This is a genomic window from Cryptosporangium arvum DSM 44712 (genome assembly GCF_000585375.1).
Taxonomy (GTDB): domain Bacteria; phylum Actinomycetota; class Actinomycetes; order Mycobacteriales; family Cryptosporangiaceae; genus Cryptosporangium; species Cryptosporangium arvum.
Genome location: NZ_KK073874.1, coordinates 8399824 through 8420060, shown reverse-complemented (window position 1 = coordinate 8420060; position 20237 = coordinate 8399824). Strand labels below are relative to the sequence as shown.

The window sequence follows — 20237 nt, the reverse complement described above, 5'->3', positions numbered from 1 at the left end:
GTGAGCAGCACGCAGACCGAACCTCGGCCCGGCGCGAGCGCCGCCGGGTCCGACCGCTACCTGAGGTTCACGCTCAACGGTGAGATGTACGCGCTGAACATCTTCAACGTCACCGAGATCCTCGAGCACCGGCAGCTCACGCCGGTGCCGATGATGCCGGACTTCATCCGCGGCGTGATCAACCTGCGTGGGCGGGTCGTGCCGGTCATCGACCTGGCGATCCGCTTCGGACGCGGGGTGACTGCGATCGCGCGCCGGACCTGCATCATCATCGTGCGGATCCCGACACCGACGGTCACCGACGAGGAGGGCGTCACCGGGTCCACCCAGGACATCGGTGTGCTCGTCGACGTCGTCAACAAGGTCGTCCGGCTCGCCGACGACGAGATCGAGCCGGCGCCCGCGTTCGGCGCGGGCATCCGGGCCGACTACATCAGCGGCATGGCCAAGCGGGACGACGGCGCCGGCGACGACTTCGTCATCGTGCTCGACGTCAGCCGGGTGCTTTCGATCGCCGACATGGTGAACCTGCAGAACGCGGTGGCCGAAGCGTCATGACGGTGACCACCCACCACCCGAAGCCGATCACCCACGCGGAGTTCGCGGAGATCAGCGACCTGCTGCTGCGCCGTACCGGCATCCGCCTGTCACCGGGCAAGGAGACGCTGGTCATGGGCCGGCTCGACAAGCGGCTGCGCCAGCTCGGCCTCACCTCGTACCGGGAGTACCTCGACCTGCTCGCCCGCCCCGAGGAGCCGGAGCTCCACCAGGCCATCGACCTGCTCACCACGAACGAGACGTTCTTCTTCCGCGAGCCGCGCCACTTCGACTTCCTGCGCGAGGAGGTGCTGCCCGCGCACCCGGCCAACCGGCCGTTCCGGCTGTGGAGCGCGGCCAGTTCCAGCGGCGAGGAGGCGTACACCGCGTCGATGGTGCTGGCCGACGCGCTGCCGAACGCACCGTGGGAGGTCGTGGGCACCGACGTGTCGGCGCGTGTCGTAGCCAGCGCGCAGCGGGGCCTCTACCCGATCGCGGCCGCCGAGCGGATCCCGCTTCCGCTGCTGCGTAAGTACTGCCGCAAGGGCCGGGAGGAGTACACCGGTCAGCTGGCGATCGCCCCCGACCTGCGGGCCCGGGTGACGTTCGTGCGCGCCAACCTCATGGACAACCTGGAGGGCCTGGGGCGCTTCGACGTGATCTTCCTGCGCAACGTGATGATCTACTTCGGAGTCGAGACGAAGATCGCGCTGCTGGAGCGGCTGGAGACGATGCTCCAGCCGGGCGGACATCTGATCGTCAGCCTGTCCGAGACGCTCAAGGGCGTCACGTCCCGGCTGCAGCTGGTCGAACCCTCGATTTACCGACGTCCCGCCGATGTTTAGAGCGGATGACGTGACCCTCAACCCGGGTGACTTCTGCTTCGCGTCCGACGGCGCGAGGATCCGGACGCTGCTCGGGTCGTGCGTCTCGATCTCGCTGTGGCACCCGCGGCTGCGCATCGGCGGCATGTGCCACTACATGAACCCCCGGCGGCGGCGTCCGTCCGGTCCGCACGAGCTGTCCGGCCGATACGCCGACGAGGCGATCGAGCTGTTCCTGCGCGAGCTCCGCCGCACCAACACGTTGCCGCACGAGTACCAGGTCAAGATGTTCGGCGGCGGTAACCAGTTCCCGGGCAGCCGCGCGGTGGACATCCCCCGGCAGAACATCGACATCGGCCTGGAGTTGCTCGAGCGCCACGGCTTCGAGGTCACCGCGACCCACCTGGGCGGCACCGGCGCGCGCCACGTCCTGTTCGACCTCACCGACGGCGGCGTGTGGATGAAGCACTCGACCCACACCGTCGGCGACCAGGCGATGGCATGAGCAAGCCCCGGATCGGTGTGTTCATCGTCGACGACTCGGCCGTCGTGCGTCAGGCGCTGACCGCGCGGCTGGCCGGCAGCGGCGAGATCGACGTCATCGGCGCCGCGTCCGACCCGATCTTCGCCTGGGAACGGATGAACAAGATCTGGCCCGACGTCGTCGTGCTGGATCTCGAGATGCCCCGGATGGACGGCATCACGTTCCTCAAGAAGATCATGGCCACGCGTCCGACGCCGGTCGTGATCTGCTCGACGATGACCACCCGTGGCGCGGAGACGACGATGGACGCGCTCGCGGCCGGTGCGGTGAGCGTGATCCCGAAGCCGACGACCGGGCTCAAGCAATTCATCCAGGACGAGGGTGGCGACATCGTCTCGGCGGTGCGTGCGGCGGCCGCGAGCAACGTCCGTGGTGCGGTGCGCCAGCCGGTCGCCGTGGGAGCGCCGTCGGCGCCGGCCGGCGCGCTCGCGACGACCACGGACCGGATCGTGGCGATCGGCACGTCCACCGGCGGTACGCAGGCGCTCGAGGTGGTGCTCACCGCTCTCCGCGTGACCTGCCCGGGGATCGTGATCGTGCAGCACATGCCGGAGAAGTTCACGGCCGCGTTCTCGGCCCGCCTGAACGGCCTCTGCGACGTCGAGGTGACCGAGGCCGTCGACGGGGACCGCGTGGTGACCGGGCGGGCGCTCGTCGCTCCCGGCGGGCGGCACATGGAGCTACGCAGGGACGGCGCGCAGTACCGCGTCCGGGTGTTCGACGGGCCGCTGGTCAACCGGCACCGGCCCTCGGTCGACGTGCTGTTCCGGTCGGTGGCCAAGGCCGCCGGACGCAACGCGCTCGGCATCATCATGACCGGAATGGGCGACGACGGCGCCCGCGGCCTGCTCGAGATGCGCCACGCCGGAGCACACACGGTGGCGCAGGACGAGGCAACCAGCCTGGTGTACGGCATGCCGCACGAGGCGGTGCTGCTGGGCGCGGCCGACCGGGAGGCACCGCTGTCCGCGATCCCGGAGGTGATCCACAAACATGGCTGAGTGGTTGATCGCGCTGGCGGCGCTCCTGGTCGGGCTGGGCGTCGGCGTCGTCGTGGGAAAGCGGCTCGACGCGCGGCAGACACCCGCCACCACTACCACCGCCAACGAGTTCCACCGCAGCGTCGTCGACTTCGCCGGTGCGGTGGCCCCGGTCTGGTCGGCCCAGGTGGACACGTCCCGCGCGCAGATGGAGACCGCGATCAGCGGTGTCACCGAACAGTTCGCGGGCATCGTCGACAACCTCGACACGGTGCTCGACTCGTCCGCCGGGGTGTTGCACGGTGACTCCGCGGCCGTGTTCGACCGCAGCCGGGAGCGGCTCGGCGACGTCGTCAGCACGCTCGACAACGCGGTGGCGATGAAGCGGCAGGCGCTGGAGGAACTCCGCACGCTCAACGACCTGACCGGCGAGCTCAAGCAGATGGCGGCCGAGGTCACCGCGATCGCGTCCCAGACCCACCTGCTGGCGCTCAACGCCGCGATCGAGGCCGTGCGGGTCGGCGAGGCCGGCGCCGCGTTCGAGGTCGTCGCGCTCGAGGTGCGTCACCTGGCCGAGCGGTCGCTCAACACCAGCAGCCGCATCACCGACAAGGTCGCCGGCATCGGCGCCGCGATCGACTCGGTGATCACGAACGCCCAGGAGGGCGCCGAGCGGGAGGATCTCGCCGTCAACCAGGCCAACGGCGACGTCAACGAGGTGCTTGAGGACCTGCAGTCGGTCGTCACCGGGTTCCAGCAGTCGTCGGGCGAACTCGAGTCCGCGGCCGTCGGCATCCGTGGGCAGATCGCGTCGTCCCTCGTCGAGCTCCAGTTCCAGGATCGGCTCTGCCAGGTGCTCGAACACCTGCGTGACAACATCGCCCAGCTACCGACGGTCGTCGCCGACGTCCCGACCACGGAGTCCGGTGAGCCGCTGCCGCTGGACGCCCAACGCCTGCTCGACGCCCTCGCCGCCGACTACACGATGGTGGAGGAGCGGCTGGCCCACGAGTCGGGCGGTGCGGTCGTGCAGCGCGAATCCGAGATCACGTTCTTCTGACGGGGCGCAGCTCCAGGAGGCACAGGCCATGGCAAAGACGATCCTGATAGTCGACGACTCGGCTTCGGTGCGGCAGGTGGTCACGATCGCGCTGAAGGGCGCCGGGTACGACGTGATCGCCGGCGTCGACGGCAAGGACGCGCTGGCCAAGCTGACCGGTCAGCGCGTCCACCTGATCATCTCCGACGTGAACATGCCCAACATGGACGGCATTACGTTCGTCCAGGAGGTCAAGAAGCTCGCGGCGTACAAGTTCACACCGGTGATCATGCTGACCACCGAATCGCAGGAGGACAAGAAGAAGGCCGCGCAGGCCGCGGGGGCCAAGGCCTGGGTCACCAAGCCGTTCCAGCCGCCGCAGATGCTCGCGGCGGTACAGAAGCTGATCGCGCCATGACCCGGCTCGAACTGGGTGACGAACTGACGATCGTCACCGCCGCGGAGACCCGGGAACGGCTCGTGCCGTACCGGAAAGCCGGGACCGGTCTGGAGCTCGACCTGTCCGCGGTGTCCGACGTCGACACCGCCGGCCTGCAGTTGCTGCTGGCCGCCCGGCGCGAAGGCGTGGTGCTCACCGACCCGAGCCCGGTCGTCCGTGACCTGCTGGACTTCACCCGATTGAGCGCGGAGCTGCGATGAGCTTCGAAGACGAATCCCTGGACATCTTCATCACCGAGGCGCGGGAGCTCGTGCAGGACGTCGAGGACGGCATCCTGCGCCTGGAGGAGACGCCGGTCGAGGCCGAGAGCGTCAACGCGCTGTTCCGGGCGATCCACACGCTCAAGGGGTCGTCCGGCCTGTTCGGCCTGGACCACATGGTGCAGTTCACGCACGTCATCGAGACGCTGCTCGACCTGGTGCGGCAGGGTGAACTGTCGGTCACCCCCGACCTGGTCAGCGCCCTGCTCCCGTGCGGCGACCACATCCTGAACCTGGTCGAGGCGATCGCGCACGGCCGGGCCGACGCGACGCCGGAGGAACTGAGCACCGGAGCGGTGCTGCTCAGCCGCCTCGAGCCGTTTCTCCCCGGAAGCTCGAGCCCGCCCGGGAACGCTCCCGAGGCGGCGGCGTCGGCTCCGGAGCCGGAACCGGTGGCCGACGAGGAGAAGGCCTGGCACCTCAGCCTGAGCTTCGGCCCCGACAGCCTCCGCAACGGCATGGACCCGCTCGCGTTCATCCGCTACCTGTCCACGGTCGGCACGATCACGGACCTGAGCGTCGTCGCCGACGGCCTGCCGACGCTCGACGAGATGGACCCGGAGACCTGTTACCTCGGGTTCGAGGTCGACTACGAGACCTCGGTGCCCAAGGCCGACATCGAGAACGTCTTCGAGTTCGTCCGCGAGGACAGCGACATCCGGATCACGCCCGGCGACGCCCAGGTCGAGTCGTACGTGCGGCTCATCGGGACGCTGCCGGAGAGCGATCGGATCGGCGACATCCTGATCCGCAGCGGTGCCGCGACCGAACGCGAGATCACCGACGCGATGAACCTCCAGCAGGAGCGTTCCCGGGGCAGCAACACGATGGTGCCGCTCGGCGAGATCCTCGTCGAGCTGAACATCGTCCCCCGCCAGGTCGTGGACGCCGCCCTCCGCAAGCAGCGCCGCAGCGGCGAGACCCGCGCCCAGCAGGACACCCAGACGCTCCGGGTGGACGCCGCCCGGCTGGACCGGCTCATCGACCTGGTCGGCGAACTCGTGATCGCCCAGGCCAGCGCCGGCGTCGTCTGCCTGACCGACGGCAACGACCGCGCGGGGATGGCGGAAGCGCAGAGTGAGGTCATGCGCCTGGTCGAGGAGGTCCGCGACAGCGCGCTGTCGCTGCGGATGGTGCCGATCGGGACGACGTTCCGCCGGTTCGAGCGGGTCGTCCGGGACGTGAGCCACGAGTTGGGCAAGGAAGTCGGCCTGGTCGTGACCGGCGGTGACGCGGAGGTCGACAAGGCGCTCGTCGAACGCATCGGCGACCCGCTCGTCCACCTGGTCCGCAACTCGCTCGACCACGGCATCGAGTCGCCGGCCGAGCGTCTCCGACGGGGCAAACCCGCCCGCGGGACGCTACGCCTCAACGCCTTCCACGACGCCGGCAACATCGTGATCGAGGTGGCCGACGACGGCAAAGGGCTCGACCGGGACCGCATCCTGGAGCGGGCGATCGAGCGGGGCCTGGTCGAACCGGGTGCCGTGCTCACCGACGCCGAGATCTACGAGATGATCTTCGAGCCGGGGTTCTCCACGGCGGCGGCGGTGTCGAACCTGTCCGGCCGGGGCGTCGGCATGGACGTCGTGCGGAAGAACGTCACCGCGCTGCGCGGCACGATCGAGGTAGAGACCGAGGTCGGTGTCGGCACCACGATGCGGCTCCGGCTACCGCTGACGCTCGCGATCATCGACGGGTTCCTGGTCGGGGTCGGGTCGCGGTTCTTCATCGTGCCGCTGGACCGAGTCACCGAGTGCGTCGAGCTGCCGGCCGCCGAGGCGGGCCGCAACGTCATGGACCTGCGTGGGGAAGTGCTGCCGTTCATCCGGTTGCGGTCGATGTTCGAGATCGACGGGCAGCCGGCACGCCGGCAGAGCGTCGTCGTGGTCGAGCAGTCCGGTCAGCGCACCGGGCTGGTCGTCGACGCGCTGATGGGGGAGTTCCAGACCGTGATCAAGCCGCTCGGCCCCCTCTTCGCCCGGGCGAAGTACATCAGCGGCGCGACGATCCTCGGCAACGGCGAGGTCGCGCTCATCCTCGACGTCGGCCCGCTGGTCGCCGGCCAGACCGAGCGCGAGCGAGCCCTGCACGCCGACGCGGTGGCCTAGCGCGTGTCCTGTGAGTGGTTGAGCTGTGACTTCTGGTATTCGTGTGGCGTGGTAGGTCGCGGAGAGTTAACCGATCGGGCGTGGGCTGAGATCGAGGCGTTGTTGCCGACTTCCGGTCGGGGTCGACGGTGGCGTGATCATCGGCAGGTCATCAACGCCATTCTGTGGAAGCTGCCGGACCGGCGCCCCGTGGCGTGACCTGCCCGAACGCTATGGGCCGTGGAAGACCCTCATGAGCGGCTGCGGCTGTGGACCGCTGATGGCACCTGGCAGAGGATCCTCGATCACGTCATCGTCAAAGACGACTCGGTCGGCGACATCGAATGGATCATCAGCCTCGACTCCTCCGTGGTCCGGGCCCATCAGCACGCGGCCGGAGCCCGCAAAAGGGGGCTGCGGAACCGAGACCGGCCGCGGGATCGACGTCGAAGCGTTCGCCGTGGAGGGCGAAGGACTCGGACGGTCCCGCGGCGGGCTGAGCACCAAGATCCACCTCGCCGTTGACGGACGCGGGCTGCCGATGCGGATCCTGCTCACCGGCGGTCAGGCTGGTGACAATCCGCAGTTGCTGCCGTTGCTCGACGGGATCCGGGTCGCCCGGATCGGACCGGGACGGCCCCGCACCCGACCGGACGGGGTGATCGCCGACAAGGCCTACTCCCACGACTCGACCCGGGCTGCTCTGCGGACCCGCAGAATCCGATTCACCTGCCCCGAACGATCAGACCAGACCGCCCGGCGGGAGGCCAAAGGCAGAGCCGGTGGCCGGCCCCCGGCCTTCGACCGGGTCCGCTACAAGCAGCGCAACGTCGTCGAACGCTGCTTCAACCGGCTCAAACAGTTCCGCGACCTGGCCACCCGCTACGCGAAACGCATGGCCTACTACCAGTCAGAACTCGTCCTCACCGCGATCGTGCTCTGGCTCCGATGACTTACAGGACACTCGCTAGGCCGTGTCCTGCGAATCCGTGCTCGGCTGCGGCTCCGCTCAGGCGCCGCCAGGCCGCGTTGTCGGACCATCCGGATACACAGCGGTATCCGGATGGTCCTCCGCCTTGCCTGACGACGCCTGAGCGGTGCCTCGCGGCGAGCGAGATTCACAGGACACGGCCTAGTTGTTCTGTCCACGGACGTTGGTGACGGTGGGGTTGACGTGGCGGAGGACCTCCGGGCGGGTGTGTAGCTGCCAAGCACACACAGCCTGTCGGTCCACGGAGGTCCTCCAGTGCCCCACCGTAATGCCCCGCTGACCGAACTCGGACGCCTGCGGCTGGCCCGCTGCGTCGTCGATGACCGCTGGTCGTTGCGGCGAGCCGCCGACCGGTTCCAGGTCTCGCCCACCACAGCCGCGCGCTGGGCCGGCCGCTACCGCCGGCACGGTGCGGACGGTATGACCGACCGGTCCAGCCGTCCGTACCGATCCCCGGCCCGCACCGCCCGGCAGACCGAACGAAAGATCGTGAAGATCCGGGTCACCAAACGCCTCGGACCAGCACGCATCGCCGCCCGTCTCGGCCTGAACCCCGCCACGGTCCACCGCGTGCTGACCCGCTACCGGCTGCCGCGTCTGGCTCACCTCGACCGCGCCACCGGCGTCCGGGTCCGCCGTTACGAACGCGACGCGCCCGGCGACCTGATCCACGTCGACGTCAAGAAACTCGGCCGGATCCCCGACGGCGGCGGCCACCGCACCCGCGGCCGCTCCGCCGGCAGCCGCAACAAACGGGCCACCACCGGCGCCCGCAAGAACTGCCATCCGGTGATCGGCTATGCCTATCTGCACACCGCGATCGACGACCACTCCCGGCTGGCCTACACCGAAATCCTGACCGACGAACGCAAAGAGACCGCGACCGGCTTCTGGACCCGCGCCCTGGCCTACTTCACCTCCTGCGGGATCACCGTCGCCCGGGTCCTGACCGACAACGGCTCCTGCTACAAGTCCCGCCTCTGGGCCGACACCCTCACCCACGCCGGGATCGCCCACAAACGGACCCGGCCCTACCGGCCCCAAACCAACGGCAAAGTCGAACGATTCCACCGCACCCTGGCCGAGGAATGGGCCTACGCCCGCCCCTACCGGTCAGAAGCAGAACGCCAGGGCGCATTCGCGCCCTGGCTGCACTTCTACAATCACCACCGCGGCCACACCGCCCTCGGCGGTCTACCACCCGCGACCCGCGTCACCAACCTCACGGGACAGAACACCTAGTCGGAAGACACGGTCACGGGGGTGGCGGAGTCAGGTCGCGGGTGCGGGCGCGCAGACGGGTCCGCTCGCCCTGGGGGCCGAACAGGAGCAGCGCCTCGACGGGATCGTGATCGGCGTGCCCCATCCAGTGCGGAAGGCTGGTGTCGTACTCGGCGGACTCACCCGCGGTCAGAACGAGGTCCCGGTTGCCCAGGACGAACCGCAACCGGCCGGTGAGAACGTGCACCCAGGCGAAACCATCGTGGGTCCGCGGATCGGGCTCGACGAGCGTCTCCCGGGCGGGGGAGAACATCTTGTAGGCGCGGATACCGCCTCGCTGGTGACTGAGAGGCACGAACGTCGCGCCGTGGCGGTGGATCACCCCTTCGACTCGCGGCCGGTGCAGCCCGATCAGCTCGTCCAGCCCGAGGCCGTGCACCCTGGCCAGCGGCAGCAACTGCGCCAGGGTCGGCTGGAGACGGCCGTTCTCCAGGCGGGACAGGGTGCTCTCGGCGATACCGGTCAGCTCGGCGAGCCGGGCGAGGGTGAGCTGCCGTTTCCGCCGCAGGCTCCGTAGCCGTGCGCCGACCTCCGGCTCCGGGTTCGCATTCACCCTCTGCACCTTCCCGATCCGCAAGATTCTTGGCAAGGCGCTCGAGAGCACGCTCACTATCGGTTACATGACACAGCTTCACAATGGACGAGTCGACGTCGCGGTGATCGGCGGTGGGCCGGCGGGTCTGAGTGCGGCGACCACGCTCGCCCGGGCCCTGCGCTCGGTGGTCGTGATCGACGACGGCCACCCGCGCAACGCTGCGGCGGACGGTGTCCACAACTTCCTGAGCCGGGATGCCGTGAGCCCCGCCGACCTGCTCGCCGCCGGGCGCGACGAGCTGACCCGGTACGGCGGTTCCGTACGGCCCGGCCGCGCCGTGGCGGCACGCACCAGCGGGGACGGGTTCCAGGTCACGCTCGCCGACGGGGACGTGGTCGAGGCGCGGCGTCTGCTGGTCACGACCGGCCTCACCGACGAGCTGCCCGACGTCGCCGGAGTGCGTGAGCGGTTCGGCCGGGACGTGGTGCACTGCCCGTACTGCCACGGCTGGGAGATCCGCGGGCGGCGCATCGCGGTGCTGGCCAGCGGTCCGATGGGCGTGCACCAGGCGATCCTGTTCCGGCAGTGGACCGACGACCTGGTCCTGCTGACGCACACCACCGAGGCTCCGGCGCCCGAGCAGGCGGCGCTGCTCGCCGGGCGCGGGATCGCGGTGGTCGCGGGCGTCGTCGACCGGCTGGAGGTCCACGACGACCGGCTGCGCGGCGTGCGGCTGGCCGACGGGCGGTCGGTCGGGTGCGACGCGATCGTCGTGGGCCCGCGGATGGTGGCCTCGTCGCCGGTGCTCGATGAACTGGGGCTGAAGCCGGTGGCGCATCCGATGGGCGAGGCGGTGGGAATGACCTATCCGGCCGAGCCGACCGGTGCGACAACGGTGCCCGGGCTGTGGCTGGCCGGCAACGTCACCGACCTCCAGGCCCAGGTGATCACCGCGGCCGCGCAGGGAGTGGCGGTGGCGGCCGCCCTCAACCTGGAGCTGGTGATGGCCGAGACGGTGGCCTAGACGTTCGCCGCGGAGGCCCGTCGTCGCGCTGACGCCTTGTGTGCGGTGGCGAGTGTCTCCGCGCTGAACACGATCAGTGCAACCCAGACCAGGGCGAAGCCCGCCCAGCGGGCCAACGGCATGTGCTCGCCAAGGACCGTGACGCCGAGCAGGAACTGCAGGGTCGGCGTCAGGTACTGGAGCAGCCCGACGGTCGTGAGCGACACCAGGTTCGCCGCCGCCGCGAACGCCAGCAGCGGAGCGGCCGTCAGCGCCCCGGACAACACCATGAGCGTGGTGTGCCCGGCGGACACGTGCCCGAACTCCGCGTCGCCCTGCCAGGTCAGCCACGTGACGTATCCGAGCGCGGGCAGCAGGAGCACGAGCGATTCGGTCGCCAGCCCTTCGACGGCCGGTGCACCGACGATCTTCTTGATCAGCCCGTACAGCCCGAAGCTGAACGCGAGCGTGATCGCGATCCACGGAGGTCGTCCGTAGTCGACGGTGAGCACCACGACCGCGACCGCGCCGATCGCCAGCGCCACCCACTGCATCCGGCGGAGCCGCTCGTGCAGCACGGCGACGCCGAGCAACACCGAGATCAGCGGGTTGATGAAGTACCCGAGCGCGGTCTCGACGACCCGGGACGAGTTGACGCCGTAGATGTACGTGTACCAGTTCGCCGCGATCAGCGCCGCGCTGAGCGTCAGCAGGCCGATCGTCCGCACGCCCGCGGTGCGGAACCAGCGCCAGCGACGCAGCACGACGATGAGGACGCCGACGGTGACGAGCGACCAGATGATGCGGTGGGCGAGGATCTCCAGCGCGCCCGCCGGCTTCAGCAGCTGGAAGTAGAGCGGGAAGATGCCCCACGCCCCATAGGCGGCTACTCCGAAGAGCAGTCCGCGTCGCTGTTCGGTCACCTGCGGCAACGCCGATCGGGCGGCCGCTCCGGCGACCGCCCGATCGTGTGGGTCAAGCCACTGTCCAGGTGTCGTTGCCGTGGAGCAACTGCTGGAGGTCGGCGCCGCCGCGGGCTTGGGCGGTGTCGAGTTGGGCCGCCATTTCGGCGTCGTAGGTGGGGCGTTTGACCGAGCGGAACACGCCGACGGGGGTGTAGCGCAGGTCCTGGGTGGAGATGCGGGAGAGCGCGAAGGCGTAGGCGGGGTTGTCGATGTGGGCGTCGTGGACGACGAGGGTGTTCTCGTTGTCGGGGGTCACGTCGACGATCTCGAAGTTGCCGTGGGTGTCGCGGACGACGCCTTTCTCGTTGTCTTTGCCGAAGCGCAGCGGCTGGCCGTGTTCGAGGCGGATGGTCCAGTCGTCTTTGGTGGCGTTGTCTTTGAGGAGTTCGAAGGCGCCGTCGTTGAAGATGTTGCAGTTCTGGTAGATCTCGACCAGGGCGGAGCCTTCGTGCTGGGCGGCGGCGTGCAGCACGCTGGTGAGTTGTTTGCGGTCGGAGTCGATGGCCCGGCCGACGAATGATGCTTCGGCGCCGAGGGCCAGGGACACGGGGTTGAAGGGGTGGTCCAGGGATCCCATGGGGGTGGATTTGGTGATTTTGCCGACTTCGGAGGTGGGGGAGTACTGGCCTTTGGTCAGCCCGTAGATGCGGTTGTTGAACAGCAGGATTTTGAGGTTGACGTTGCGGCGCAGGGCGTGGATGAGGTGGTTGCCGCCGATGGAGAGGGCGTCGCCGTCGCCGGTGACGACCCAGACGGAGAGGTCGGGGCGGCTGGTGGACAGGCCGGTGGCGATGGCGGGGGCGCGTCCGTGGATGGAGTGCATCCCGTAGGTGTTCATGTAGTAGGGGAAGCGGCTGGAGCAGCCGATTCCGGAGACGAACACGATGTTTTCGCGTTTGAGTCCGAGTTGGGGCATGAAGGATTGGACGGCGGCGAGGATGGCGTAGTCGCCGCAGCCGGGGCACCAGCGGACTTCTTGGTCGGTTTTGAAGTCGCCGGCTTTCTGCGGGGTGTCGGTCTTGGGCACCAGCCGCATGCTCGGGAAGTCCAGCGCCACCGTGCCGGCCTTGGCGCGCCCGGCGCCACCGCCCGCGGCACCCCGCGCAGCGGGGCCACCCACGGCGGCGGGGCTCGAAGCAGCGGGGCTGCCGGCGGAGTCGGCGACGGGGCTGCGGCGGTCGGGGGGCTGCAGCGCCTCGGGGGCACGGCCTTCGTCCACCTGCCGCTCGGAGGGAAGCTGCCGCTCGGAGGGAAGCTGCCGCTCGGAGGGAAGCTGCGGCTCGGAGGGAAGCTGCGGCTCGGAGGGAAGCTGCGGCTCGGTCATCGGGTGATCCCAATCTCATCGGCCGTGTCGGTGGTGCCGGCGGCCTGCGTGATGACGTTGGTGAGGACTTCTTCGAGTTCTTCGGCGCGGAAGGGTAGGCCGCGGACCTGGTTGTAGGAGACGACGTCGACCAGGTATTTCGCGCGGAGGAGCAGGGCGAGTTGGCCGAGGTTCATCTCGGGCACGACCACACGCTGGTAGCGGTGGAGGACCTCGCCGAGGTTGTCCGGGAACGGGTTGAGGTGCCGCAGGTGCGCCTGGGCGATTTTCATTCCGGCGCGGCGCACCCGGCGGGCGGCGGCGCCGATGGGGCCGTAGGTGGAGCCCCAGCCCAGCACCAGCACGTCGGCGTCGCCGGAGGGGTCGTCGACCTCCAACGCGGGGATGGACCGGGCGATGCCGTCGATTTTGGCTTGGCGGGTGCGCACCATCAGGTCGTGGTTGGCCGGGTCGTAGGAGATGTTGCCCGACCCGTCGGCTTTCTCGATGCCGCCGATGCGGTGTTCCAGGCCGGGAGTACCGGGGATGGCCCACGGCCGGGCCAGGGTGTCGGGGTCCCGCAGATACGGCCAGAACTCCTCCCCATGGTTTTTCTCCGACGCGAACTCGGTCCGCAGATCCGGCAGGGTGTCCACGGCCGGGACCTGCCACGGCTCGGAGCCGTTGGCCAGATACCCGTCGGAGAGCAGGAACACCGGGGTGCGGTAGGTGACCGCGATGCGCGCCGCTTCGATCGCGGCGTCGAAACAATCGTTCGGGGAGCGCGGCGCCACGATCGGTACCGGGGCTTCGCCGTTGCGCCCGAACATGGCCTGCAACAGATCCGACTGCTCGGTCTTGGTCGGCAACCCGGTCGACGGGCCACCGCGTTGAATGTCGACCACCACCAGCGGCAGTTCCAGCGACACCGCCAACCCGATGGTCTCGGACTTCAACGCGATCCCCGGCCCCGAGGAGGTCGTGATGCCCAGCGCGCCGCCGAAGGACGCGCCGAGGGCGGCGCCGATCGCGGCGATCTCGTCCTCGGCCTGGAACGCCCGCACCCCGAACCGTTTGTGCTTCGACAACTCGTGCAGCACGTCCGAGGCCGGCGTGATCGGATACGCGCCCAGGAACAACGGCAGACCGGCGCGCTGCCCGGCGGCCAGCAGCCCGTAGGCCAACGCCAGGTTCCCGGAAATGTTGCGGTAAGTACCCGAGGGCATCGGCGCCGGTTTCACCTCATAGGTGACCGAGAAATCCTCCGTGGTCTCCCCGTAGTTCCAGCCCGCCTTCAACGCCGCCACGTTCGCCGCCGCCACCTGCGGCTTGGTGGCGAACTTCTTCTCCAGGAACCCCACCGTCGCCTCGATCGGCCGCGAATACAACCACGACACCAACCCCAGCGCGAACATGTTCTTCGCCCGCCCGGCGTCTTTACGCGAGAGCCCGAGCCCGTCCACCGCCTGCAACGTCAACTCGGTCAACCCGAGCGAATGCACGTGATAGGCCTCCAGCGACCCGTCCTCCAACGGCGACGCCCCGTACCCCACCTTCGCCAACGCCCGCTTGGTGAAGTCATGGGTGTCCACGATGACCGTCGCGCCCCGCGGCAGATCCGCCAGGTTCGCCTTCAACGCCGCCGGGTTCATCGCCACCAGCACATCCGGGCGATCCCCCGGCGTCATGATGTCGTGATCGGCGAAATGCACCTGGAACGACGAAACCCCCGGCAACGTGCCCTGCGGCGCCCGGATCTCCGCCGGGAAATTCGGCAACGTCGACAAATCATTCCCGAACGACGCGGTCTCCGACGTGAACCGATCACCGGTCAACTGCATCCCATCACCGGAATCACCGGCAAACCGGATCACCACACGGTCCAACCGCTGGACCTGCTTGCTCACTCGGCTGTCCTCCTCTGCCACACCTCGGGGAGCGGCGCGGCTTGTTGCCGGACTTTGTTCCCGATGCTACGTCGGTATGTCAGTCTTCTCGGCTTCCGGTTCGGCGCCGAGAGCCTTGTTACCGCCATCACACCGACCGTCCTGACGTGCTTGCCGAAAACCTTACGGCAAGGACTCGCGGAGGGTCCCGGAGAAATGTCACCCGGTGTCGGAATGGCTCCCACGTCGACGGTGCGACCGGCGAGCGGAACGATCACCGCGGAGTGATCGTGCCCGGGCGACCTGGTGCCCGTTTTAGTCGGACGGGCGTCATACGGGCATCACAAACGTACGACTCGGGCAAGCGCTCCCGCGCCTGAGAGCGCTTGCTCGCGGTCCGGCCAGCACAGAGACCATCCTGTTATCCGGGCAGGAACGGGCGGCATTCCGCCCACACAACCTGTTGGAGCCATTAAATGGAGGTGTTAAACAGGTCACAGGCCAGAGTCGACGGCGACTCAGGCGGTGCCGGAGGAGGCCGAGGATGCGTGCTGAGGAACGCCAACACCGCATCCTCGCCCGTGCCCGGAGCGACGGCCGGGTCGACGTCAGCGACATCGCCGCGGATCTGGCGGTCGCGCCCGAGACGGTCCGTCGCGACCTGCGCCTGCTGGAGCAGCACGGCCTCGTCCGCCGCACCCACGGCGGCGCCTACCCGGTGGAGAGCGCGGGCTTCGAGACCAACCTCGCCAACCGCGCGACGCTGCGGGTGCCCGAGAAGCGGCGGATCGCCGCGGCGGCCGTCGAACTCCTCGGCGACGCCGAGACCGTGTTCATCGACGAGGGCTTCGGCCCGCAACTGGTCGCGGAGGCGTTACCGCCGGGGCGTCCGCTCACCGTCATCACGGCCAGCATCCCGGTCGCCAGCCACCTCGCGACGAAGCCGGAGACGACCGTCTACCTGCTCGGCGGCCGGGTTCGCGGCCGCACGCTGGCGACCGTCGACCACTGGGCCACCCAGATGCTCTCCGGGTTCGTCATCGACCTGGCGTACCTCGGGGCCAACGGCATCTCGCGCCGGTACGGCCTCACCACCCCCGACCCCGCGGTCGCGAACGTCAAGGCCCAGGTCGTCCGGGCGTCCCGGCGCCGCGTCTTCGCCGGCGTCCACACGAAGTTCGGTGTGAACAGCTTCAGCCGCTTCGCCTCGGTCGCGGACTTCGAGACGATCGTCACCGACACTGGGCTGTCGGCGGTGGAGGCGCAGCGCTACTCCGTGCTGGGGCCGCAGGTGATCCGCGCATGATCCTCACGGTCACGCCCAACCCCAGCCTGGATCGCACCTACGCGCTGGCGGGTATCCGGTTCGGCGAACTCAACCGCGCCGACACCGACACGCTCGAAGCCAGCGGCAAGGGCGTCAACGTCGCCCGGACGCTGTTGGCGGCCGGCGTCCGCACGGGCGTCGTGCTTCCAGCTGGTGGGCCGGAAGGCGCGCAGCTCGACACGCTGCTCGACGCCGAGGGGCTCACCCACCGGATCGTCCCGACCGGAACCCCGGTCCGCACCAACGTGACGCTGCTCGAACCGGGCCGCACCACGAAGGTCAACGCGCCCGGCCATCCGCTCACCCCCGCGGACGCCGACGCGCTCGTCGCCGCCGTCGAGAACCTCGCGCTCGGCGCCGACTGGGTCGTCTGCTGCGGCTCGCTCCCCCCGGGAACCCCGGCGGAGCTGATCGGCCGCATCGTCGAAGCGGGCCGCCGGTCCGGGGCGCAGACCGCGGTGGACGCGTCCGGCGCGGCCCTGGTCGCCGCGGCCGAGGAGGGGCCCGACCTGCTCGCGCCGAACGTCGAGGAGCTCGCCGAGCTCACCGGCCGCGCGTTCCCGCCCGGCGGGCGGCCGCTCGTCCGGGCCGCGCTCGACGCCGCCCACTCGCTGGCCGCCGACATCGGCGGTGGCGTACTGGTCAGCCTCGGGCCGGACGGCGCGGTCTGGGTGGACGCCGAGAACGCACTGCACGGCGCGGCCCCACCGGTGACCCCGGTGAACACGGCCGGTGCCGGCGACGCGCTCCTGGCGGGCTGGCTCGCCGGCGGACCCGATCCGGCGCTGAGACTCCGGACCGCGGTCGCGTGGGGCACCGCCGCGTGCCTCCTGGCGTCCACGGCGGGTGACGTCGCGGCGACGGCGGACCCGCAGCGGGTACAGATCCACGATCTCGGGGTTCCCGCAACCGGGCCCTGACTCCCTGTAATTCCCAGGTAGTACTCAACCCCCTATTGCACCAGCGGAGGCGCTCGTGACTCGCGTAGGCGCATTGCCATTACGCAGAGTAGTTGCTTCGGTATCGGCTGTTGTCCTCGCGTCGATGGCGCTGTCCGCCTGTAGCGGCGCCGGCGGCGGTGGCACGTCGAGTGACAGCAACACGGTCAACGTCCTGATGGTCAACAACCCGCAGATGCTCGACATCCAGAAGCTGACCGCGGACAACTTCACCAAAGAGACCGGCATCAAGGTCAACTACACGGTGCTGCCGGAGAACGACGTCCGGGACAAGATCAGCCAGGAGTTCTCCAGCCAGGCCGGTCAGTACGACGTCGCGACGATCTCGAACTTCGAGGTGCCGTCGTACGCGAAGAACCAGTGGCTCGCCCCGCTCGACGACTACGTCTCCAAGGACACCGCGTTCAAGCAGGACGACGTCCTCGGCTCGATGACGAAGTCGCTGACCGCGGAGGACGGCAAGCTCTACGCCGAGCCGTTCTACGGTGAGTCGTCGTTCCTGATGTACCGCAAGGACGTCTTCGAGGCCAAGGGCCTGAAGATGCCGGAGAAGCCGACCTGGCAGCAGGTCGCCGACCTGGCCGCGAAGGTCGACAACGCCCAGCCCGGCATGCGCGGCATCTGCCTGCGCGGTCTGCCCGGCTGGGGTGAGGTGTTCGCCCCGCTGACCACCGTCGTGAACACGTTCGGCGGCACCTGGTTCGAGAAGGACTGGACGCCGAAGGTCAACGCGCCGGAGTTCCAGCAGGCCACCGAGTTCTACGTGAACCTGGTGAAGTCGCACGGCGAGTCCGGTGCCCCGCAGGCCGGCTTCACCGAGTGCCTGAACAACATGCAGCAGAGCAAGACCGCGATGTGGTACGACGCCACCTCGGCCGCCGGCTCGCTCGAGGCCGACGACTCGCCGGTCAAGGGCAAGCTGGCCTACGTCGAGGCTCCGGTCGTCAAGACCAAGAGCTCCGGCTGGCTCTACACCTGGGCCTGGGCGATCCAGAAGGCCAGCAAGCGCCAGGACAACGCCTGGAAGTTCATCTCCTGGGCGTCCAGCCAGAAGTACGAGGAGCTGGTCGGTACCAAGCTCGGCTGGGCGAAGGTGCCCTCGGGCAAGCGTCAGTCGCTCTACGACAACCCGAAGTACCAGCAGGCCGCGGCCTCGTTCTACAAGGTCACGGACCAGGCGATCACCAATGCCGACCCGGAGAACCCCGGTCTGCAGCCGCGGCCGGCGCCCGGCATCCAGTTCGTCGGGATCCCGGAGTTCACCGACCTCGGAACGCAGGTCTCGCAGGAAGTGAGCGCCGCGATCGCCGGTAGGCAGACGGTCAAGGAGGCCCTCGACAAGGGCCAGGACCTGGCCCAGAAGGTCGCCGACAAGTACAAGTAAGCCCCCCGGCCGGGCGCGCGGTCATCGCGCGCCCGGCTCTCGAAGATGGCGCCCTGAAGGGGGTTACTTGATGACCGCCATCGCTACTGAAGAGAAGCCGGCTCCGGCCGGGTCCGAGCGCACGCCCACCGCGATCCGTCGCACCGGGGACTGGGCGCGCCGGGCGCCGCTCCTGCCCGCGCTGGTCTTCCTGATCATCGTCACCCAGCTGCCGTTCGTGGCCACGCTGGTGATCTCGTTCATGGACTGGAACTCGCTCTACCCCGACCAGCGCGGGTTCGCCGGCGTCGGCAACTACGTCGACGTCTTCACCGACGCGACCCTGCGCGACTCGGTCGTCACGACGATCCTCCTGACCGTCGCGGTCGTGCTGATCAGCCTCGTGCTCGGGCTGTGCATCGCGCTGCTGCTCAACCGGTCGTTCCGCGGCCGCGGCGCGGTGCGGACGCTGATGATCGCGCCGTTCCTGGTGGTGCCGGTCGCCGCCGCGCTTCTCTGGAAGCACGCCCTGTTCAACCCGGAGTACGGCCTGTTCAACGGCGTCCTCACCTGGCTGTTCGGCGACGACGCGCCGCAGCCGGACTGGATCACCGAGGCACCGCTCTGGGCGGTCATCGCCTCCCTGGTGTGGCAGTGGACGCCGTTCATGATGCTGATCCTCCTGGCCGGCCTGCAGAGCCAGCCGCTGGACGCGCTCGAGGCCGCCAAGGTCGACGGCGCCACCGCGTGGCAGACGTTCACCCACCTGACGCTGCCGCACATGCGCCGGTATCTGGAGCTGGGCGCGCTGCTCGGCTCGATCTACATCGTCCAGAACTTCGACGCGGTGTTCACGCTGACCTCGGGCGGCCTGGGCACGGCGAACCTGCCGTACACGATCTACCAGACCTTCTACCAGGCCCACGACTACGGACGAGCGTCCGCGGCGGGCGTGGTCGTGGTCATCGGAACGATCGCGATCGCCACCTTCGCGCTGCGCGTCGTGTCGTCCCTGTTCAAGGAAGAGGAGGGCCGGTCATGAGCACGGCGACCAAAGCGGGACCGCGCCGCAGCAAGGCTGCTCCGCTGCTGGGGCTGCTGGCCTGGATCATCGGGATCACGTTCTTCCTGCCGGTGGCCTGGATGGTGCTCACCGCGTTCCACAGCGAGTCCGACGCCGCCACGAACCCGCCGTCGATCGCCGCCGAACTGACGCTCCAGGGCTTCCGGGAGTTCTTCGGCGCCACCAGCGGCGCGTCCCCGTGGCCGCCGCTCATCAACTCGGCGACCGCGTCGATCCTCTCGACGCTCATCGTGCTGGCGCTCTCGATCCCGGCGGCCTACGCGCTGGCGATCCGGCCGGTGCGGAAGTGGACCGACGTTCTGTTCTTCTTCCTGTCGACGAAGATGCTGCCGGCCGTCGCCGGTCTGCTCCCGATCTACCTGATCGCGCAGCAGGCCGGGATGCTCGACAACGTCTGGACGCTCGTCATCCTTTACACCTCGATGAATTTACCGATCGCGGTATGGATGATGCGTTCGTTCCTGGCCGAGGTTCCGATCGAGATCCTGGAAGCCGCCGCGATCGACGGCGCCGGGCTCATCACCGTGCTCCGGCGGGTGATCGTGCCGGTCGCCATGCCGGGAATCGCCGCCACCGCGCTGATCTGCTTCATCTTCAGCTGGAACGAGATGCTGTTCGCCCGTGTCCTCACCGGCGTCGTGGCTCAGACCGCTCCGGTGTTCCTGACCAGCTTCGTCACCAGCCAGGGCCTGTTCCTGGCCAAGGTCTGCGCGGCCGCGACCGTGATCTCGCTGCCGGTGCTGGCCGCCGGGTTCGCCGCCCAGGACAAGCTGGTCCAGGGTCTTTCGCTCGGCGCCGTCAAATAA

19 protein-coding genes and 1 pseudogene are annotated in these 20237 nt (G+C 69.1%); 16 read left to right on the top strand and 4 right to left on the bottom strand.

Annotated elements, in window-relative coordinates:
- The 10 genes and pseudogenes from CRYAR_RS38470 (at position 1) to CRYAR_RS38425 (ending at position 8967) form a co-directional block, all read left to right on the top strand.
- Positions 1-558, top strand: coding sequence for a chemotaxis protein CheW (locus tag CRYAR_RS38470; RefSeq protein WP_035858209.1), 558 nt, complete (start codon positions 1-3; stop codon positions 556-558).
- Complete coding sequence (locus tag CRYAR_RS38465; protein ID WP_035858207.1) at positions 555-1382, top strand: CheR family methyltransferase; 828 nt, start codon at positions 555-557, stop codon at positions 1380-1382. The genes CRYAR_RS38470 and CRYAR_RS38465 overlap by 4 nt, the downstream gene beginning before the upstream one ends.
- 10 nt (positions 1383-1392) lie before the next feature.
- Complete coding sequence (locus CRYAR_RS38460; protein WP_211247847.1) at positions 1393-1866, top strand: hypothetical protein; 474 nt, start codon at positions 1393-1395, stop codon at positions 1864-1866.
- The gene (locus tag CRYAR_RS38455) at positions 1863-2906 is read left to right on the top strand and encodes a protein-glutamate methylesterase/protein-glutamine glutaminase (protein WP_035858204.1); all 1044 of its coding nucleotides are present in this window, start codon (positions 1863-1865) and stop codon (positions 2904-2906) included. The genes CRYAR_RS38460 and CRYAR_RS38455 overlap by 4 nt, the downstream gene beginning before the upstream one ends.
- Positions 2899-3945 carry a methyl-accepting chemotaxis protein gene (locus CRYAR_RS38450; protein WP_051571487.1) on the top strand — a complete coding sequence of 349 codons (1047 nt, stop codon included), beginning with the start codon at positions 2899-2901 and terminating at the stop codon, positions 3943-3945. Before CRYAR_RS38455 ends, CRYAR_RS38450 begins: the two co-directional genes overlap by 8 nt.
- A 28-nt stretch (positions 3946-3973) precedes the next feature.
- The gene (locus CRYAR_RS38445; protein WP_035858202.1) at positions 3974-4342 is read left to right on the top strand and encodes a response regulator; all 369 of its coding nucleotides are present in this window, start codon (positions 3974-3976) and stop codon (positions 4340-4342) included.
- The gene (locus CRYAR_RS38440; RefSeq protein ID WP_035858199.1) at positions 4339-4584 is read left to right on the top strand and encodes an STAS domain-containing protein; all 246 of its coding nucleotides are present in this window, start codon (positions 4339-4341) and stop codon (positions 4582-4584) included. The genes CRYAR_RS38445 and CRYAR_RS38440 overlap by 4 nt, the downstream gene beginning before the upstream one ends.
- Complete coding sequence (locus CRYAR_RS38435) at positions 4581-6755, top strand: chemotaxis protein CheA (RefSeq protein ID WP_035858197.1); 2175 nt, start codon at positions 4581-4583, stop codon at positions 6753-6755. Before CRYAR_RS38440 ends, CRYAR_RS38435 begins: the two co-directional genes overlap by 4 nt.
- 48 nt (positions 6756-6803) lie before the next feature.
- Positions 6804-7686, top strand: a pseudogene (locus tag CRYAR_RS46455) (IS5 family transposase).
- Between the two features lie 294 nt (positions 7687-7980).
- On the top strand, positions 7981-8967 hold the full coding sequence (locus tag CRYAR_RS38425) for an IS481 family transposase (protein WP_035856099.1): 987 nt from the start codon (positions 7981-7983) through the stop codon (positions 8965-8967).
- A 13-nt stretch (positions 8968-8980) separates the two neighbouring features.
- Here CRYAR_RS38425 and CRYAR_RS38420 read toward each other — a convergent pair whose 3' ends face one another.
- Positions 8981-9559, bottom strand: coding sequence for a helix-turn-helix domain-containing protein (locus CRYAR_RS38420; protein WP_051572367.1), 579 nt, complete (start codon positions 9557-9559; stop codon positions 8981-8983).
- 67 nt (positions 9560-9626) lie between these two features.
- Here CRYAR_RS38420 and CRYAR_RS38415 point away from each other — a divergent pair, with 67 nt between their 5' ends.
- Positions 9627-10565, top strand: coding sequence for an NAD(P)/FAD-dependent oxidoreductase (locus tag CRYAR_RS38415; RefSeq protein ID WP_035858196.1), 939 nt, complete (start codon positions 9627-9629; stop codon positions 10563-10565).
- Here CRYAR_RS38415 and rarD read toward each other — a convergent pair.
- From rarD to CRYAR_RS38400, 3 genes are all read right to left on the bottom strand, one after another.
- On the bottom strand, positions 10562-11467 hold the full coding sequence (rarD, locus tag CRYAR_RS38410) for an EamA family transporter RarD (RefSeq protein ID WP_063725824.1): 906 nt from the start codon (positions 11465-11467) through the stop codon (positions 10562-10564). The two genes, CRYAR_RS38415 and rarD, sit on opposite strands and share 4 nt — an antisense overlap.
- Positions 11468-11519: 52 nt before the next feature.
- Positions 11520-12545: a thiamine pyrophosphate-dependent enzyme gene (locus CRYAR_RS38405; protein WP_035869525.1), complete on the bottom strand. Its 1026-nt coding sequence runs from the start codon at positions 12543-12545 to the stop codon at positions 11520-11522.
- Between the two features lie 284 nt (positions 12546-12829).
- A complete protein-coding gene (locus CRYAR_RS38400) occupies positions 12830-14719 on the bottom strand; it encodes a 2-oxoacid:acceptor oxidoreductase subunit alpha (RefSeq protein WP_084701500.1) in 1890 nt (629 codons plus the stop codon).
- Between the two features lie 523 nt (positions 14720-15242).
- Here CRYAR_RS38400 and CRYAR_RS38395 point away from each other — a divergent pair.
- From CRYAR_RS38395 to CRYAR_RS38375, 5 genes are all read left to right on the top strand, one after another.
- Positions 15243-16004: a DeoR/GlpR family DNA-binding transcription regulator gene (locus CRYAR_RS38395; RefSeq protein ID WP_035858192.1), complete on the top strand. Its 762-nt coding sequence runs from the start codon at positions 15243-15245 to the stop codon at positions 16002-16004.
- Entirely contained in the window at positions 16001-16945 is a 945-nt protein-coding gene (locus CRYAR_RS38390; RefSeq protein WP_035858190.1) for a 1-phosphofructokinase family hexose kinase, read from the top strand. Before CRYAR_RS38395 ends, CRYAR_RS38390 begins: the two co-directional genes overlap by 4 nt.
- Positions 16946-17069: 124 nt before the next feature.
- Positions 17070-18368 carry an ABC transporter substrate-binding protein gene (locus CRYAR_RS38385; protein WP_051571486.1) on the top strand — a complete coding sequence of 433 codons (1299 nt, stop codon included), beginning with the start codon at positions 17070-17072 and terminating at the stop codon, positions 18366-18368.
- A 70-nt stretch (positions 18369-18438) separates the two neighbouring features.
- On the top strand, positions 18439-19389 hold the full coding sequence (locus CRYAR_RS38380) for a carbohydrate ABC transporter permease (RefSeq protein ID WP_035858187.1): 951 nt from the start codon (positions 18439-18441) through the stop codon (positions 19387-19389).
- Positions 19386-20237 carry a carbohydrate ABC transporter permease gene (locus CRYAR_RS38375; protein WP_051571485.1) on the top strand — a complete coding sequence of 284 codons (852 nt, stop codon included), beginning with the start codon at positions 19386-19388 and terminating at the stop codon, positions 20235-20237. The genes CRYAR_RS38380 and CRYAR_RS38375 overlap by 4 nt, the downstream gene beginning before the upstream one ends.

Coding starts and splice junctions, on each gene's coding strand:
- CRYAR_RS38465 (WP_035858207.1), top strand. CDS start 555: ATGACGGTGACCACCCACCACCCGAAGCCGATCACCCACGCGGAGTTC.
- CRYAR_RS38455 (WP_035858204.1), top strand. CDS start 1,863: ATGAGCAAGCCCCGGATCGGTGTGTTCATCGTCGACGACTCGGCCGTC.
- CRYAR_RS38450 (WP_051571487.1), top strand. CDS start 2,899: ATGGCTGAGTGGTTGATCGCGCTGGCGGCGCTCCTGGTCGGGCTGGGC.
- CRYAR_RS38445 (WP_035858202.1), top strand. CDS start 3,974: ATGGCAAAGACGATCCTGATAGTCGACGACTCGGCTTCGGTGCGGCAG.
- CRYAR_RS38440 (WP_035858199.1), top strand. CDS start 4,339: ATGACCCGGCTCGAACTGGGTGACGAACTGACGATCGTCACCGCCGCG.
- CRYAR_RS38435 (WP_035858197.1), top strand. CDS start 4,581: ATGAGCTTCGAAGACGAATCCCTGGACATCTTCATCACCGAGGCGCGG.
- CRYAR_RS38415 (WP_035858196.1), top strand. CDS start 9,627: ATGACACAGCTTCACAATGGACGAGTCGACGTCGCGGTGATCGGCGGT.
- CRYAR_RS38405 (WP_035869525.1), bottom strand. CDS start 12,545: ATGCGGCTGGTGCCCAAGACCGACACCCCGCAGAAAGCCGGCGACTTC.
- CRYAR_RS38395 (WP_035858192.1), top strand. CDS start 15,243: ATGCGTGCTGAGGAACGCCAACACCGCATCCTCGCCCGTGCCCGGAGC.
- CRYAR_RS38390 (WP_035858190.1), top strand. CDS start 16,001: ATGATCCTCACGGTCACGCCCAACCCCAGCCTGGATCGCACCTACGCG.
- CRYAR_RS38385 (WP_051571486.1), top strand. CDS start 17,070: ATGGCGCTGTCCGCCTGTAGCGGCGCCGGCGGCGGTGGCACGTCGAGT.
- CRYAR_RS38380 (WP_035858187.1), top strand. CDS start 18,439: ATGACCGCCATCGCTACTGAAGAGAAGCCGGCTCCGGCCGGGTCCGAG.
- CRYAR_RS38375 (WP_051571485.1), top strand. CDS start 19,386: ATGAGCACGGCGACCAAAGCGGGACCGCGCCGCAGCAAGGCTGCTCCG.